Below are 16,509 nucleotides of genomic sequence, written 5' to 3'. Positions count from 1 at the left end.
ACCCATAATCCATAACTTGTAGCTCATCCTCCCTATTGTTTCTTACTGAACTTCTCCTGCAACTTCTGCATCAATTCGTAAAAATTAGGAATATAGACCGTGGCAAGCAAGGTATTCAGTGCCATACCAAACACTACAGCGGCTCCCAGTGCAACACGGCTTCCCGCCCCTGCTCCGGTTGCAAAAAGCAATGGCATAACCCCGAATACAAATGCAAGTGATGTCATCAGAATAGGCCGCAGACGGATATGCCCTGCCTGAAATGCCGCATCGCGGATTGAATTGCCTTGTGCACGAAAGTCACGTGCAAACTCCACAATCAGAATACCGTTTTTGGCAGACAAGGCAACCAGTAGGATGATACCGATTTGTGTGTAGATGCTGACCGGAGTTCCCATGACATAGCATCCCAGCATGGCACCGAGCAGCGCCACCGGAAGTCCCATTACGGCAGCTACCGGACTGGTCCAGCTTTCGTATTGTGCGGCAAGCACAAGGAAGGCAACCAACAGTGCCATGACGAATACGACGGTTGTAGTGGTTCCCGCCTGCGTCTCCTGATAGGCCACCGAAGTCCATTCATATCCGAACTCGTCTCCGAGATGCTCCTTGATTAGACTTTCCATTTGCCGGATGCCCTCTCCCGAACTGCTGCCCGGAGCCACATTGCAGGTCACGGCTGCTGTGGAGTACATGTTGTAGCGGTTTATCTGGTCCATGCCAAGCTGTTCTTCCACTCGGGTGAAGGAGGAGAAAGGTACCATTTCGCCCGATGCATTGGGAACGCTCAGTTTCAGGACATCGTCGATGACACGCTGGGCATGGTCACCTGCTCCCAGCTTCACTTGGTAGATGTGGCCGAACTGCACATAATCATTGACGTAGGCCTCTCCCATATAGTAGCCCAGGGCAGTGAATACGCTGTTCAGCGGAATGCCCATCAGTTGCACCTTGTCGCGGTCGATATTCAGGAAATATTGCGGGACATTGGCTTGGTACTGGCTGCTGACCGATGCCAATGCCGGATAATTGTGGTAGTGCTCCATCAAGGTCTCTACGGCACGTTGCATCTCGGTGGCACCGAGGTTGTGGCGGTCTTCCAATTGGAGTTGCAGGCCTCCGGTGGCTCCCAGCCCGGGGATGGCAGGCGGAACCATGGCAAATATCTCTGCTTCCTGGATGCCATACACTTCCATATTGAAGCGTTGCACTACGGCTTCAGCCGTATGTTCCTTTCCCTTGCGTTCATTCCAGTTCTGCAGTACGATGAAGTAGGTGGCCGCATTGCTCTGTTCCCCTCCTCCCATCACGGAGAAGCCGGATATGCCGATGTAGTCCTTTACTTCGGGGTAAGAATCGAGAATCTTATTTATTTGTTTCCCTACGGCTTGGGTACGCTCCAGACTCGATGCAGGGGGAAGTTGTACGACTGCGAGGAAATAGCCGTCATCTTCTTCCGGAACAAACGTGGACGGCCATTTGACAAACAGCAGGACGGCAATCAGTGTGAACACCGCATACGAAACGATGGAAGCGCCGGGACGCCGGAGCAGATACTCCACTATCCGGTCGTAGACTCCTTGTGTCTTGTCGTACAGACGATTGAATCCTCGATACAAGGGATTCTTGGAAGGCCGGGTAGGTTGCAGCATCAAGGCACAGAGCGCCGGAGTAAGGGTCAGTGAGTTGAATCCGCTTAGTACGGTGCTGGCTGCAATGGTCAGGGCGAACTGTTTGTACAGTTGCCCCGAAATGCCACTGACGAGCGTTGTCGGGATAAATACGGCAAGCAGCACCAGCACTACCCCGACAATAGGTCCGGTAATCTCTCCCATCGCTTCGGTCACAGCCTGGCGGGAGGTGTAGCGCCCCGTGTCCAGCAGACGCGTGGAGTTCTCCACCACCACGATGGCATCATCCACCACGATGGCCACGGCAAGTATCAGCCCGAACAGCGTCAGCGTATTGATGGAGAAGCCGAACAAGGACATGACGGCCAGTGTGCCGATGAGTGATACCGGAATAGTGATACAAGGAATGACGACCGCCCGCCAGTTCTGCAGGAACAGGAAGATGACGAGGACTACCAGCAGGGTCGTTTCAAGGAACGTCACCATCACTTCGTCTATGGAGGCATGAATGACATCCGTAGTGTCCAGGGTTACATTGTATTGTATGCCTGCAGGGAAATTTTGCGAGAGTTCCTGCATTTTTGCCTTTACTCCTTTGGAAACGTCCAGCGAGTTGCTGCCAGGTTGCTGATAGATAGCGATGGCAGCGGTGGGTTTCCCGTCCAGTTGGGATACTACGCTGTAAGAGGCCGAGCCTAGGTCGATGTGCGCCACGTCGCGCAGACGGAGTATCTTCCCTCCGGCTTCGGTACGCAGGATGATGTTGCCGAACTCTTCGGGCGAGGTAAGGCGCCCTTTTACGGTCAGGCTGTATTGATAGGCATTTTTATTGTCTGTGCCGATGGGTTGCCCTACGTTACCTGCGCTGACCTCCACATTCTGTGATTGGATAGCTTGGTATACATCGGCCGGCGAAAGATAGCGGATGCGCATGGCGGCAGGGTCGAGCCAGATACGCATGGAGTAGTCCCCTGCTCCCATCACATTGACGGCGCCTACACCGGGCACGCGTGTTAACTGGTCTACGAGATTCAGCTTGGCATAGTTGCTGAGGTAAAGTCCGTCGTAGTCTTTGCTGTCCGACGTCATGGTGAGGAACATCACGATGTTCGATGACTGTTTCTGCACCGTGACACCTTGTACCACAACGGGAGTAGGCAGTGACGATTGGGCCACGCTTACCCGGTTCTGGACCTGCACGGTAGCCATATCAATGTCTGTGCCTACGGCAAAAGTAATGGTAAGAGAGTAAGCGCCCGATGAGCTGGAGTTGGAGGACATGTAAAGCATTCCGTCCACTCCGTTGACTTGCTGCTCGATGGGGATGCCGACGGTTTGTGCCACCGTCTGCGCATTGGCTCCGGGATATACGGCACTGACCTGCACAGTGGGTGGTGTGATGTCCGGATATTGGGCAATGGGCAGGATGCCCAGTGTGACCAGTCCTGCTACGACGATGAGCAGCGCCAATACGGTAGCAAAGATAGGACGGTCTATGAAGAATTTTGAAAACATAGGCTTTGGTATTAATCAATTCATATTAGTTGTCAATGGGATGTACTTTCATTCCATCCCTTACCTTCATCAGTGCTTTGGTGACATAACGTTCCCTGGGAGTGATGCCTGCCCTTATCTGGCGCAGGCTATCCCCTATCAGTTGTCCGGTTTCTATATGGCGGTAGCGCACTATATTCGAATCGTTGACTACGTATATGTATTTCCCCAACTGGTCGGTACCGATGGAGGCGTCCGGCAGCAGGATGGCCTGCTGTTGCTCTCCGTAGGGCAAGGTGATGCTGACGTAGAGGCCGCTTTTCAGGAGTCCTTTAGGATTGTCGAGACGGGCGCGGATGTTCAGAGTTCCGGTGTTCAAGTCTACGTTGGGCGAAAGATAATCCAGTTGTGCAGGATAAGTGAGAAGCCCGTCTTTGCCCAGGCTGACGGTTACTTGCCGGGGAATACTGTCTCCTTGCTGCATCAGCATGGAGAGCCATTGGTTGTCTGCTACATTGAAGTACGTGTACAAATGGTCGTCTTTGTAGATGGTTGCCAGTGTGACGGGCTGCACGCTGCCGCCTACATAGCCTCCGGCATCCACCAGGTTACGGCTTACGGTGCCGTCGAAGGGGGCACGGACGGTGCAGTAGCTCAGATTGGTGCGTGCCGTGTTCAGGGCTGCTTCCGCATTGCTCACTGCAGCCTGCGAGGTTGCCACGTCGGATTGTGCTTGCAGCACTTGTATACGGCTTACAGCATCGCTTTTCACGGCCTCCTGCATACGTGTGTAGTTGTTTTGGGCGTATTCCAGGTTGGCGCGGGCAGTGTTGAGTTCTGCTTCTGCCTGCCGCACATTGTCTTGATAGACTGTCGGTTCGATGACAAAAAGCACTTGTCCCTGGCGTACCCGGCTGCCGGGAGCGTAAGAGATGGTCTGTAAGGTTCCGCTGACTCTGCCTACCAGGTCTACGGTCTTTTCAGAAGTCAGGTAGCCCGGATATTCTTTTGTCAGCGTGATGTTCTGCACTGTCGGACGGGCCACGCTTATCTCGGGAATGGGCATCGTTTGTGCCGTTTCTTTCCTTCCCCCGCATCCCGTTGCCAGCAATGGCAGGATGAGCAGGGTGATGTACATTTGATTTTTCATATACGGTTCGGTTTAGTTTATATTCTTATTTCTGATTCATTTCATATCCGCCTCCCAATGCCTGGTATAAGGCTATCAGATGCAGCAAGGAGCTGCCTTGTGCCTGCACCAGTTGATTTTCGTATGTCAGGAGTGAGCGTAGTGCGTCCAGTACGTTCTGGAAGGGAGTAAGCCCTTGTTTGTACAAATCGAGGGAGAGCTTTAGCGTTTCTTCTCCCTGGTTGCATACTTCGCGCATGGCAACAATCTGTTGGATGGAGTTGCGGTAGGAGTTCATGGCATTATCTGTTTCCTGCACGGCGGTAAGCACTGTCTGGTTGAACTGGTGAATGGATTCATCGAGCTGGGCACGTGCCAGACGGGTGGCGTTCACCAGTTTGGTACCGCTGAATAAGGTCCAGCTGATGCTTGGAGCAATTTCAAATGTCATACTGTTCCGTTTAGTCAAGTCCTTCAAGTCATGGGAGGAATAGCCGATGGAACCTTTCAGGAACACTTGCGGCAGCCAGTCACTTTGGGATGCGCCAAGTGTTGCCGCCTGCGCGTTGACTTGGCGTTCGGCTTGCCGTATATCGGGGCGGCGGAGCAGCAGGTCGGCAGGAATACCGATGCCTATGGGTTCCATATAGTCGGGCAGTTTGCCGGGCTTCTCCAATATGGGGCGGATATGCTGGGGGTAAGTACCGAGTAAGATTGCGAGTGTCGTGATGTATTGATTGATGCCTGCCTCCAGTTGTGGGATGGAGGCTTTGGTACTGTAATATACGGATTTGGCTTGCGAGACGTCCAGCTTGGATACCAGTCCGGTTTTGTAGCGTACTTCGGTGATGTTGAGTACGGCTGCCTGGGTATGGCAATTGTGGGTCACTACACTTAGTTCTTGCTGCAGTTCGCGGAGTCCGATGTAGGCAGAGGCTATCTGGGCACAGAGGGAAATCATGACGGAGGTATATTCCTCCTTGCTTGCCATGAAGGTTTCCCGCTGTGCCTTTACCCGTTGGCGGATACTTCCGAATACGTCCAGTTCCCAACTGGCGTTGAGTGAGGTGCTGTATGCACCGGTAATGGATTGCGGAAGTGCGTTGACATTGCTGCTGCTTTGCTGCCGTGCCCATCCTCCGTCCAATGAGATGGAAGGGAAAAAGCTGCCGCGTTCTATCCGCAGGTTGGATTTAGCCATATCCATACGGTCCATGGCAGAAAGTACGGAATAGTTTTGAGTGGAGGCTACCGTAATCAATGAATCCAGCATCGGGTCATCGAATGCTTTCCACCACTTGTCGTCAATGGGGGGTATCTGTTCGCTGAACAGATTATCATCTCCGGGAATGGCATGGGAGGCGTCCCTTCCCCAGCCTTGTGGGAGTGGCTTCTCAAGATAGCGGTTGGCTTTCTGTGCCATAGCCGCAGGACATAGGCATAATATGAGCAACGCAGTGCTCCAAGCTTTTATATTCATAAATAAAGGTTTAGGTGGTTATCTTTTTATGGGATTGATAACAACCTAAACCTTTATTTGTTTATGAGTATTTACTCGGTATACCCGAGTATCTTAGAAGGCATACCCGAAACCCACATTCAAGTAGATGGGATACATGGCAAAGGTAATTGTATTGAAATCTTTCTTGAAAATATCATTCAATCCCCATGTAAGGTCGGCAAATACACTCAGATGTTTGAAGGCACGCCAGTCTACACCAGCTTGCACGCCCCAGGCAAACTTGCGCAAGTCATCCGAAAAGTCGTAAGTGGCAATGGCACCGTCGGAGAAGTTCACCTTTTCTCCGGTGGAGTCTCCTTCACGCAAATAGCCTTCATATACATGTCCGGAGAATTCCTCATCCATCAGATATGAGACATATATACCTGCTTTGGCCCGCAATCGTGAGTTGATTTTATATGCACCCAGCACGGGGACGGTGATGTAGGCATTGCGTACTTTAGTTTTTACTCCCCCAGTCCAGTTGCCTTTTAAACGGTTACCGTCATTTCCTATGATTTCCATGCCATAGTTCTTTACTGTCGCTTTGGTAATCATATTTTTGGTTTCCAGTCTTACACCGGTTATTACACCCCATTTTTTTGTTGTGCCCAACCATTTAATGGCATTTCCTTCCAGCATAAAGGCTAAAGTAGGATTATAGGCATCAATACTTCGTATTTCTACGGGTAATGGAAGCGGAGAAGTGCCGCCGATACTGACACCGGCCCTTATCTCATATTCCCAACCGTGTAGAGCGGCGTTTATAAGCGTACGGTTCTGGTTTTCTTGAGCGTATAAGGCAGTCTGCATGCATCCCACCAGTACGATAAATGCTAATATTTTCTTTATCATGTTGTATTCCAATTCTATATGATTCTTATTCGTAAATCAGTTCCACTTCGTCTATAAGTAAGGTGCTTCCTGGAGCACCCTCAAAAGTGGCACCGTCCTTGCTTGAGGCAAATATGATGCTTATCTTATATTCTCCTTTAGTCAGTCTGGCTTCGTCAATCTTCTTTCCGTAGCGTTGGTAGTCGAAAGGTATATCAAAGAATTTCCATTCGTCTCCTTCTGTTTCTTGCGGATTGGAAACTAAAGCAAGAGCCACCATGCTGGGGTGTTCGTAGTTTTGATTCGGCAGATTTCCATCCAGTGTTACATCTGTCCCCTTTCCTGCACTGTCATATTTTACTCCATCATAAAATATTGCATAGATATTGAATATATCTTTTCGGGAGGTATATTCGCCATTTTCATAAAATTGTTCTCCGGCCTTGTACTTATAGTATCCAGTCAGTCGTAGAGGTTTATTGTAGAAAGGAGTACCGAAGCGCGTAGCACTAAGCGGATTGGTAATAGCATTCAGCATGTCAAAACTGCCGATAAACAGATTACCGGCGGCGATGGGCATACCTACCATGTTACCTAAGTCGCCAGTGAGGCGTGTTTCCAATTTCACACATTTTCCAGTTTTGCCATTGTCTATTTGGGTAGTAGGATAATCTTCTGTTGCGGCTCCACTCATAGCCCATTTGAATCCCTTATTACCACTTGCCCATGTCAATTCGTTACCGGAATCTTGCTCTTCGTAGAATTCCTGCCATACATTTTGCATGATTCTTACCTTTTCAAAGTGGTATGTGGTCGGAATGTTACTTGCCTTTTGTTCTCTGGCAGTAATGGCGTAGACACGATGCCAGGCCTTGTCTTCCGAAGTGACTGTATATCGTACTGGAGTCGTGAAGTCCTGAACACTCCCACTGGCAGGACTGATGGTAGCCCCCGGAGTCAATTCAAATATGGGGGCCAGACTTGTCATGTCCGTACCTTCTTTCACACTGATTCGTATTGGGTAGGCGTTCTGGCTTTCGTCGTACGACGGGTTCAGATCAATGTATGAATTTGCCAGTACATCTTCTTCAAAAGAGATGCCTGTTATATCAGCTTCAGCATTGGGTGCTTCATCTTTTATGCACGATGCCATCAATATTCCGAAAAGTGAATAGAGTATGAATAATTTGTTTAGTCTCATGCTTTTTAATTTAATTCTATTAATTTTTTCAAGCAGCAAAACTACTTCTTTTTTCTCTAATAGCAGGTTTTTATGAGCTTATTTAACAAAAAAACGGCAATAGGTGCTTGACTATTGCCGTTTTATATATAAAAATGTTCTATTTTTAATTATCTGAGCCGATATGTACGATTTTTCTTTTGGCTCTTACTGGCTTTTCCTTTACAACTTCCACTTTCTGTTCGGGAGTTATACCTGCCAGTTCCGGGTCAATCATGATACGGCCACAATATTCGCAAACGATGATTTTCTTGCGTGAGCGGATGTCCAATTGTCTCTGAGGCGGAATCTTGTTGAAGCAACCACCGCAAGCATCACGCTGTACGTATACGATACCCAGTCCATTGCGTGAATTCTTACGGATACGTTTGAAGGACTGAAGCAGACGGGGTTCAATCTTTGTTTCCAGTTCTTTGGCCTTGTCTCTCAGCTTCTCTTCCTCTTGTTTGGTCTCGGAGATGATTTCGTCCAGTTCGCTCTTCTTTACGTCGAGGTCTTTTTGTCTTTCTTCCAGCGCAGCAGTGCTTTCTGCTACTTCCTGAGATTTTTCTTCCTCTTGTGCGGCAAATTCCTTGATACGCTTTTCGCAGAGTTCGATTTCCAATGTCTGGAATTCGATTTCCTTGCTCAAGAAGTCATATTCGCGGTTGTTGCGTACGTTGTCCTGCTGGTCTTTATATTTAGCTACAGAAGCCTTTGCGGTTTCAATTTCAACTTTCTTTCCTGCGATGGAGGATTTCAACTCGGATACTTCTGCCTTGATTCTGTCTATACGGGTACTCAGACCGGCTATTTCGTCTTCCAAGTCTTGCACTTCCAGTGGAAGTTCACCTCTCAACGTCTTGATTTCATCGATTTTGGACAGCATTGTCTGCAATTGGAACAAAGCTTTCAACTTCTGTTCTACGGTTAATTCCTGAGGATCTTTTTTTGCTTCTTTAGCCATTTTACTTACATGTATTTTATGGGGTTTGTATTCACCTTGGTCATCTGGACCTCAAAATGAGGAAACAAATCCCGGATTATTGTATAAAATATTTCTTTCGTATATTGCTCACTTTCATAATGCCCTATTTCAGCCAATAATATATCGGTATCATGTCCGAAATAGTCATGGTATTTTATCTCGCCGGTGATAAAGACATCTGCACGGTTGCGGATGGCAAGCGGCATTAGGAAAGCGCCGGCGCCGCCACATAATGCAACAGTCTGTATTTCCCGTCCGAGGAGTTTGTTATGTCTGAGACACCCTACTTCGAAGGTTTTCTTTATCCGTTTCAGGAATTCAAGTTCTGTCTCCGGTACTTCCAGTTCACCAATGACACCGGCTCCGGCTTGTACCCATGAGTTTTGCAAGGGATAAATATCATAGGCCGGTTCTTCATACGGGTGTGCCGCAAGCAGTGCCTTGACAGCCTCCGCTTTTTTGTAGGCGGGTATGATTGTCTCAATACGTACTTCACACTCGGTATGCAGCTCCCCTATCGCTCCACAGTATGGATTGGCGCCTTCTCGGGCTCGGAATGTCCCCTCGCCTTCCAGATTATAACTGCACGAATCATAGTTGCCGATATTGCCGCATCCGGCGTCGAACAAGGCTTTTCTCACGTCTTCCGCTTGGGCGGTCGGTACAAATGCGGTCAGCTTCACCAGCGCATTTTCTTTGGCTTCCAGAATACGGACATTCTTCAAACCGATTTTCTCGGCAATCTTGAAGTTCACTCCTCCCGGCGCATTATCAAGGTTAGTGTGCGCAGCATAAACAACGATGTCATTCTTGATGGCTTTCAAGATACAACGTTCCACATAATCCCTGCCCGTGATGGACTTATACCCTTTGAAAATGAGAGGGTGATGTGATATAACCACATTATATCCCAATGCAATGGCTTCATCCAGTACGGCTTCAGTAACGTCAAGACACAACAAAGCCCCTGTTGCTTCCGCATCTGTCAATCCGATTTGCAGGCCGGCATTATCAAATCCGTCTTGCAATGGCAGAGGCGCGAACCGTTCAAGGGCGCTTACTAATTCCTTAATTTTCATTGTGAACAGAAAATTTGGTTGCAAATATAGTAAAAAGCAGTGGATTAAAAAGAATTCCAGTTTAAAAAAGTCTTGTAGACTGTATATTTATATGCAATTGAACTCTTTGCGGGTATGATGTGGTTATTTTTGCTCCTTTTTTCCCTTCTTCTCCACCATCACCGGCAGTAGCTTGCCGTAGGCGTCGAACGACTTGCAGGAAGCCAGAGAGATTGTAATCATCAGTGACAGCATGGAGGCGGTAAAGGTGATGACCATAATCATCATCTGATATTTGATGGCTACATTCGGGCTGCTGCCACCCAATATCTGGCCAATCATGGTTCCCGGAAAAGCAACCAGCCCCATCACGGATATATTGGCAATCAGCGGACTGAAGGATTTGATGATGGCTTGGCGGATGAAAGGTGCCTGTGCTTCTGCTCTTGTAGCACCATTGCCGAGAAGATATCGGTAAAGCTGTTGTTCTCGTTTCAATCCGCTATAATAGGTATTGAGGGCTATGACGTTACTGGATAGCATGTTGCCCATCAGTATGCCGAAAATAGGGATGAAATACCGGGCGCTGAATACGTTTTCCACTCTCAGTACTATTCCGATAAAGTACAAGCCTACACATACTACACTGCATAAGAAACCTGCGGATATGGGCAGGAACAGAATCTTCCTCTTCAATTGCGTTCGTGCCAATGCCGTCTGCGATGCTACGAATATCATGACAATTACCCATAGAAAGTTTATCCACGGGTTATCCCATAAGAAGAGGTAGTTCAAGTATATGCCGATGAAGAACAACTGGACAATCATGCGTGCCGTACCTATCACAGTAGCGCGCAACAGTCCGGTCTTGAACTTCCATATGTAAAACAACGGTATTAATAATAGCAATAATCCGATGCCCAGGCTGAGGTATGATATATCTATGGTTCCCAATAGTGTGTATGTTATTTCATGATTATATGTCGGTCGCATCCGTCGGCAAATCTTTTGTCATGGGATACGGTCAGTATGGTATTTCCCTTTTCTGTCTGCCTGCGGAAGAAAGAAAGTACTTTTTCCGCGGAACCGGAGTCGAGAGCGGAAGTCGGCTCATCGACAATGGTCAGTGGCTTGCCAATCATTGAGGCTACGGCTATCATCATCCGTTGGCGTTGGCCTCCGGATATTTCGTTTACCCGTTTGTAATATAACTCCCGCTCCAGACCCAAATCCTCGAAACATGCAAATAAGCGGGTTTCAGAAAAAGGCGTGCCCCGGTTTGCCTTTAGACCGAAGGGCAACTGTACCATGTCCTTTACCCACTCCAGCGGCAATGCCAGTTCTTGTGGAATCCATGCAGTCTGCTTACGGACAACGTCGACGTTTCCTTTATCCAGCGGAATGCCGTCTAATACGATACGTCCTTCTTTTAACGGGATAAACCCGAGTATGGCATTCAGCAGTGACGACTTTCCGCATCCCGAAGGGCCGGAGATACTGGCTATCTCTCCCCTTTCCAATTGCAGGTTGAAACCCGAGAAAAGTATATCGTTGCCGTAGGCGATACTGGCATTTTCTATTTGCAGCATGGTGTTCCTTTAATCTTTCTGTATCGCAAAGATAGTGCAAAAAAATATTTGTGCTATCTTTGACGCACTAATTAATTCAGGAAAGAAAGACTATGATACAGAATGAACGGGATTGCCGCCACGAACATGTGCTTGATGTGGCAAGGCAAATGCTGACTGCTGCGCGCACGGCACCGAAAGGAAAAGGTATTGATGTGATTGAAGCTGCGCTGGTTACGGGTGAAGACATTAAGAAGCTGTCTGAAAAGATGGTCGCTATGGTTGAAGAGCATGGTATGAAGTTCTTTCTCCGTGATGCGGACAACATTTTGCAGGCTGAATGTGTAATTATAATAGGTACGCGCGAGCAAGCGCAAGGTTTGAATTGCGGACACTGCGGTTTTCCCACTTGTGCCGGCCGTCCGGAGGGAGTGCCTTGTGCCTTGAATACGGTGGATGTAGGGATAGCCATAGGCTCGGCTTGTGCCATGGCTGCCGATTTGAGGGTGGATACCCGTGTCATGTTTTCTGCCGGACTTGCCGCCCAGCGTTTGGATTGGCTGAAAGGATGCAAGACTGTTTTTGCCATTCCGGTGAGTGCATCCTCCAAGAATCCGTTCTTCGACCGGAAACCGAAGGAAGATAAGTGATAATTGACGAGTAGAGGTTTGTAATCATAGAGTAGAGGTTTAGAAGTCTGAAGTAGAGGTTTGGCAATTCTAAACCTAAGGTTTATTCTCCCTCTCTCTGCTAACTTAAAAAGTAACGAATTAGAAAAGATAAATAATATGGGATATTTTGTAGGACTTCCGTTGGGGGGTGCCGCAGAGAAGGACTGTCAGGTGCGTTTTGGCAAGAATATGACTTTTCAGGTAGAGACACGTGCTCCCCACTTGCCTGCCGAATGGGCTTTGCAAAGCGGCATACAGCTTACATGGCCCCATGCAGATACAGACTGGGCCTATATGTTGGACGAAGTGCAGGAATGTTTTGTAGCCATTGCCCGCGAAATAGCCGCGAGGGAGTCATTGCTGATTGTAACTCCGGAACCGGATGAGGTGAAGAAACAGATTTTCGGCAGGGTGAATATGGAAAATGTCCGTTTCCTGAAGTGCGAAACGAATGATACTTGGGCACGCGACCATGGAGCCATCACCTTATTGGATGCTGACGGTGTATCTCTGCTCGACTTTAAGTTCAACGGATGGGGATTGAAGTTTGCATCCGATAAGGATAATTTGATTACGCGTCGTGCTGTGGAGGCGGAAGTGATGAAAGGAAAGTATGTAAATCGCTTGGGGTTTGTCCTTGAAGGCGGTTCTATTGAAAGTGACGGTATGGGTACGCTGCTTACCACTTCTGAATGCCTGCTTTCTCCTAACCGTAACGGGCAGATGAACCGAGTGGAAATTGAGGAATATCTTCGTTCCGTCTTTCACTTGCAACGTGTCCTTTGGCTGGATCACGGTTATTTGGCAGGTGACGATACAGACAGCCATATAGACACGCTGGCCCGTTTCTGCCCTGCCGACACGATAGCCTATGTGCAATGCAAGGATGCGGATGATGAGCATTACGAAGAACTGCATCGCATGGAGGAGCAACTAAAGACTTTCCGTACGTTAAAGGGGGAACCTTACCGTTTGCTGGCTCTGCCCATGGCCGATAAGATAGAAGAGGAAGGGGAACGGCTTCCTGCCACTTACGCTAATTTCTTGATTCTGAATGATGCAGTGCTTTACCCCACCTATCGCCAGCCGGAGAATGATGCCCGTGCGGGGAAAGTGTTGCAGGAGGCTTTTCCCGGTTATGAAATTATCGGGATAGATTGCTGTGCTTTGATTAAGCAACACGGTTCTTTGCATTGTGTTACCATGCAATATCCAGTAGGGGTGTTGAAGTAATGTTGATTACATAGTAAAACAATAAATTATAGAATAAGATGACAAAGAAAATAAAAGTAGGTATTATCCAGCAGGCCAATACCAAGGACCTCAGGACTAATTTAATGAATTTGGCCAAAAGCATAGAGGCATGTGCGGCGCATGGAGCCCAATTGGTCGTTTTGCAGGAACTGCATAACTCTCTGTATTTCTGTCAGACGGAAAACACGCAGTTGTTCGACTTGGCAGAACCGATTCCCGGTCCTTCTACGGGGTTCTATTCCGAATTGGCTGCTGCCAACGATATTGTACTGGTCACTTCTCTGTTCGAGAAACGCGCTCCCGGATTGTATCATAACACAGCGGTTGTTTTTGAACGTGACGGCAGCATTGCCGGGAAATACCGGAAGATGCATATTCCTGATGATCCCGCCTATTATGAGAAATTCTATTTTACTCCCGGTGATATAGGCTTCGAACCTATTCAGACATCTTTGGGTAAGTTGGGGGTATTGGTATGCTGGGACCAGTGGTATCCGGAAGCAGCACGTCTGATGGCACTGAAGGGAGCTGAAATACTGATATATCCTACGGCTATCGGTTGGGAAAGCAGTGATACGGATGATGAAAAGGCGCGTCAGCTCAATGCTTGGATTATCTCCCAGCGTGGACATGCTGTAGCCAACGGTTTGCCGGTGGTTTCAGTGAACCGCGTGGGACACGAACCGGACCCTTCCATGCAGACCAATGGTATCTTGTTTTGGGGAAATAGTTTTGTGGCCGGACCGCAAGGTGAATTCTTGGCCCAAGCAGGGAACGAACGACCGGAAAATATTGTTGTAGAGGTGGACTTGGAACGTTCGGAGAATGTACGCCGTTGGTGGCCTTTCCTGCGCGACCGCAGAATTGATGCCTATGCCGGATTGACAAAACGATTTCTTGACTGATAACGACGGGGATTTCTGGGGGAGAACTAACGGAATGTCACCCGTTTGTTCATCAGGAAATTGACACTTCCGTAGATGAATAATCCCAGGAACTGGGCAAGGTACTCGTTGCAGTCCAGTCCTTCTACCAATCCGATGAGGAAAAGGAATTGTGCTCCATAAGCCATTCCGAAAGCTATGGAAAAGAGCAGCACTTGTCGCCAAGTGTTGCTCTTTTTTTCTGTAGGGAATATCCAGTACTTGCACCAGATGAAGTTGTGTATCTGTGCAAGTATATATGCGGTTACATTGGAGAGCATATAGTTGATGTCCAGTTCGTCCATCATTACCCAAACGGTAACAGCCATAATCAAGGCATTCAGCGTGCCGATTACCGCAAAACGAAAAATGCGTGCAGACTCTTTCACTCTCCTACTCTGTACCTGCTTTTACTCTTTCACTTCAACAATCAGATTCAGTTCGTCCAGCTGCTTCTGGTCAATAACTGAAGGTGCATCCAGCATTACATCGCGTCCACTGTTGTTTTTGGGGAATGCAATGCAGTCGCGGATACTGTCGAGACCTGCGAAGATGCTGACCCAACGGTCCAGACCGTATGCCAGACCACCGTGAGGAGGTGCACCGTATTTGAAGGCATTCATCAGGAAGCCGAACTGCTCCTGAGCCTTCTCCGGAGTGAATCCCAGAATCTCGAACATTTTGGCCTGCAACTGTGCATCGTGGATACGGATGGAACCTCCACCCACTTCAATACCGTTGCACACCATATCGTATGCATCTGCACGGACAGCTGCCGGGTCTGTATCCAGCAAAGGAATATCTTCGTCTTTCGGATGAGTGAACGGGTGGTGCATAGCCATCAGGCGGCCTTCTTCATCGCTCCACTCAAACATCGGGAAGTCAACCACCCAAAGGCAGACGAACTTGTTCTTGTCGCGTAATCCCAGTTGGTTACCCATTTCAAGGCGCAACTCGTTCAGTTGCTTGCGGGTCTTCATGGCATCGTCACCGCTCAGAATCAGAATCAAGTCACCCGGCTTGGCGTTGAAAGCAGCCTTCATTTCCTGCAATACTTCCTGCGTATAGAACTTGTCGACACTTGATTTTACGTTACCATCTGCCTCCACACGCGCGTATACCATACCTTTGGCACCGATTTGCGGTCTTTTCACGAATTCGGTCAGTGCATCCAGCTGTTTGCGTGTATAGTGTGCAGCGCCTTCTGCGCAGATACCGCCGATGTAAGCTGCATTGTCGAATACCGGGAATCCGTGTCCCTTCATGATGTCCATCAGTTCCACGAACTTCATGCCGAAACGGAGGTCGGGCTTGTCACTGCCGTAGTACTTCATGGCGTCTGCCCATGGCATGCGCATGAACGGCTCGTTCATTTCTACGCCACGGATTTCCTTGAACAGATATTTAGCCATGCCTTCGAAGAGGTTGATGACGTCATCCTGCTCCACAAAAGACATTTCGCAGTCAATCTGTGTGAATTCCGGCTGGCGGTCGGCACGCAGGTCTTCGTCACGGAAGCATTTGGCTATCTGGAAGTAACGGTCGAAACCGGAAACCATCAACAACTGTTTCAGTGTCTGCGGGCTTTGAGGCAAGGCATAGAATTGTCCCGGGTTCATGCGTGAAGGAACGACGAAATCGCGTGCACCTTCGGGTGTGGAGCCTACCAGAATCGGAGTTTCCACTTCGATGAATCCCTGGCTGTCCAGGTATTTGCGTACTTCAATTGTCATTTTATGACGAAGCTCCAGATTGCTGCGTACGTTGGCACGGCGCAGGTCCAGATAACGGTACTTCATGCGGATATCGTCGCCACCGTCCGTATTTTCCTCGATGGTGAAGGGAGGGGTCAGCGATGAGTTCAGAACATCCAGTTCCGATACGATGATTTCAATATCTCCCGTCGGGATATGTTGGTTTTTGCTGAAACGTTCGTTGACGGTACCTTTAACCTGGATTACGAATTCACGGCCCAAGCGGTTGGCACGCTCGCAAAGTTCGGCATTCACCTCTTCGTTGAACACTAATTGGGTAATTCCGTAACGGTCGCGGAGGTCAATGAAAGTCATGCCTCCCATCTTACGGCTGCGCTGTACCCAACCTGCCAGCGTCACTTGCTTGTTAACATCGGAGATACGGAGTTCTCCGCAGGTGTGTGATCTATACATCTTTTTATTTACTGTTTGACGATTTTACTTATTTACTATTTTGAACATGCAAAAATACATAAAACATATTA

Annotated in this window: 14 protein-coding genes; 3 read left to right on the top strand and 11 right to left on the bottom strand. The window is 48.5% G+C overall.

The annotated features are described in order from the left end of the window. Window positions 1–32 precede the first annotated feature (32 nt). The 9 genes from JXR92_RS13335 to JXR92_RS13295 all read right to left on the bottom strand — a co-directional run bounded on the left by JXR92_RS13335 (window position 33) and on the right by JXR92_RS13295 (window position 11,443). On the bottom strand, window positions 33–3,146 hold the full coding sequence (locus JXR92_RS13335) for an efflux RND transporter permease subunit (protein ID WP_117974606.1): 3,114 nt from the start codon (window positions 3,144–3,146) through the stop codon (window positions 33–35). Window positions 3,147–3,171: 25 nt separating this feature from the next. Further along, window positions 3,172–4,275 carry an efflux RND transporter periplasmic adaptor subunit gene (locus JXR92_RS13330; RefSeq protein ID WP_120128887.1) on the bottom strand — a complete coding sequence of 368 codons (1,104 nt, stop codon included), beginning with the start codon at window positions 4,273–4,275 and terminating at the stop codon, window positions 3,172–3,174. A gap of 25 nt (window positions 4,276–4,300) precedes the next feature. After that, window positions 4,301–5,734 carry an efflux transporter outer membrane subunit gene (locus JXR92_RS13325; protein WP_138345448.1) on the bottom strand — a complete coding sequence of 478 codons (1,434 nt, stop codon included), beginning with the start codon at window positions 5,732–5,734 and terminating at the stop codon, window positions 4,301–4,303. Window positions 5,735–5,827: 93 nt separating this feature from the next. Next, window positions 5,828–6,610, bottom strand: a complete 783-nt coding sequence (locus JXR92_RS13320; protein WP_138345446.1) for a porin family protein — start codon at window positions 6,608–6,610, stop codon at window positions 5,828–5,830. 25 nt (window positions 6,611–6,635) lie between these two features. Beyond that, complete coding sequence (locus tag JXR92_RS13315) at window positions 6,636–7,790, bottom strand: PCMD domain-containing protein (RefSeq protein ID WP_138345444.1); 1,155 nt, start codon at window positions 7,788–7,790, stop codon at window positions 6,636–6,638. A gap of 145 nt (window positions 7,791–7,935) precedes the next feature. Next, window positions 7,936–8,775 (bottom strand): zinc ribbon domain-containing protein, encoded by an 840-nt coding sequence (locus JXR92_RS13310; RefSeq protein ID WP_025836049.1) that lies wholly within the window; start codon window positions 8,773–8,775, stop codon window positions 7,936–7,938. 5 nt (window positions 8,776–8,780) lie between these two features. Continuing rightward, window positions 8,781–9,875: a Nif3-like dinuclear metal center hexameric protein gene (locus JXR92_RS13305; RefSeq protein ID WP_138345441.1), complete on the bottom strand. Its 1,095-nt coding sequence runs from the start codon at window positions 9,873–9,875 to the stop codon at window positions 8,781–8,783. A gap of 123 nt (window positions 9,876–9,998) precedes the next feature. After that, entirely contained in the window at window positions 9,999–10,808 is an 810-nt protein-coding gene (locus tag JXR92_RS13300; protein ID WP_117599751.1) for an ABC transporter permease, read from the bottom strand. 11 nt (window positions 10,809–10,819) lie between these two features. Then, window positions 10,820–11,443 carry an ABC transporter ATP-binding protein gene (locus JXR92_RS13295; RefSeq protein WP_117599717.1) on the bottom strand — a complete coding sequence of 208 codons (624 nt, stop codon included), beginning with the start codon at window positions 11,441–11,443 and terminating at the stop codon, window positions 10,820–10,822. Between the two features lie 92 nt (window positions 11,444–11,535). Here JXR92_RS13295 and JXR92_RS13290 point away from each other — a divergent pair, with 92 nt between their 5' ends. From JXR92_RS13290 to JXR92_RS13280, 3 genes are all read left to right on the top strand, one after another. After that, complete coding sequence (locus JXR92_RS13290; RefSeq protein WP_117599716.1) at window positions 11,536–12,072, top strand: ferredoxin domain-containing protein; 537 nt, start codon at window positions 11,536–11,538, stop codon at window positions 12,070–12,072. Window positions 12,073–12,210: 138 nt separating this feature from the next. Beyond that, window positions 12,211–13,326 (top strand): agmatine deiminase family protein, encoded by a 1,116-nt coding sequence (locus JXR92_RS13285; protein ID WP_138345439.1) that lies wholly within the window; start codon window positions 12,211–12,213, stop codon window positions 13,324–13,326. Window positions 13,327–13,364: 38 nt separating this feature from the next. After that, entirely contained in the window at window positions 13,365–14,252 is an 888-nt protein-coding gene (locus tag JXR92_RS13280) for a carbon-nitrogen hydrolase (RefSeq protein ID WP_117599714.1), read from the top strand. Between the two features lie 26 nt (window positions 14,253–14,278). On the opposite strand, the gene JXR92_RS13275 is transcribed toward JXR92_RS13280, so the two are convergent. Further along, the gene (locus JXR92_RS13275; RefSeq protein WP_005827823.1) at window positions 14,279–14,659 is read right to left on the bottom strand and encodes a GtrA family protein; all 381 of its coding nucleotides are present in this window, start codon (window positions 14,657–14,659) and stop codon (window positions 14,279–14,281) included. 21 nt (window positions 14,660–14,680) lie between these two features. Next, window positions 14,681–16,438: an aspartate--tRNA ligase gene (gene aspS / locus JXR92_RS13270; protein WP_117599713.1), complete on the bottom strand. Its 1,758-nt coding sequence runs from the start codon at window positions 16,436–16,438 to the stop codon at window positions 14,681–14,683. Window positions 16,439–16,509: the final 71 nt, after the last annotated feature.

This window comes from Bacteroides parvus, from assembly GCF_017309675.2.
GTDB classification, from domain to species: Bacteria; Bacteroidota; Bacteroidia; order Bacteroidales; family Bacteroidaceae; genus Bacteroides; species Bacteroides uniformis.
The sequence above is the reverse complement of the archived record's forward strand: the minus strand, read 5'-3'. Positions and strand labels throughout refer to the sequence as shown.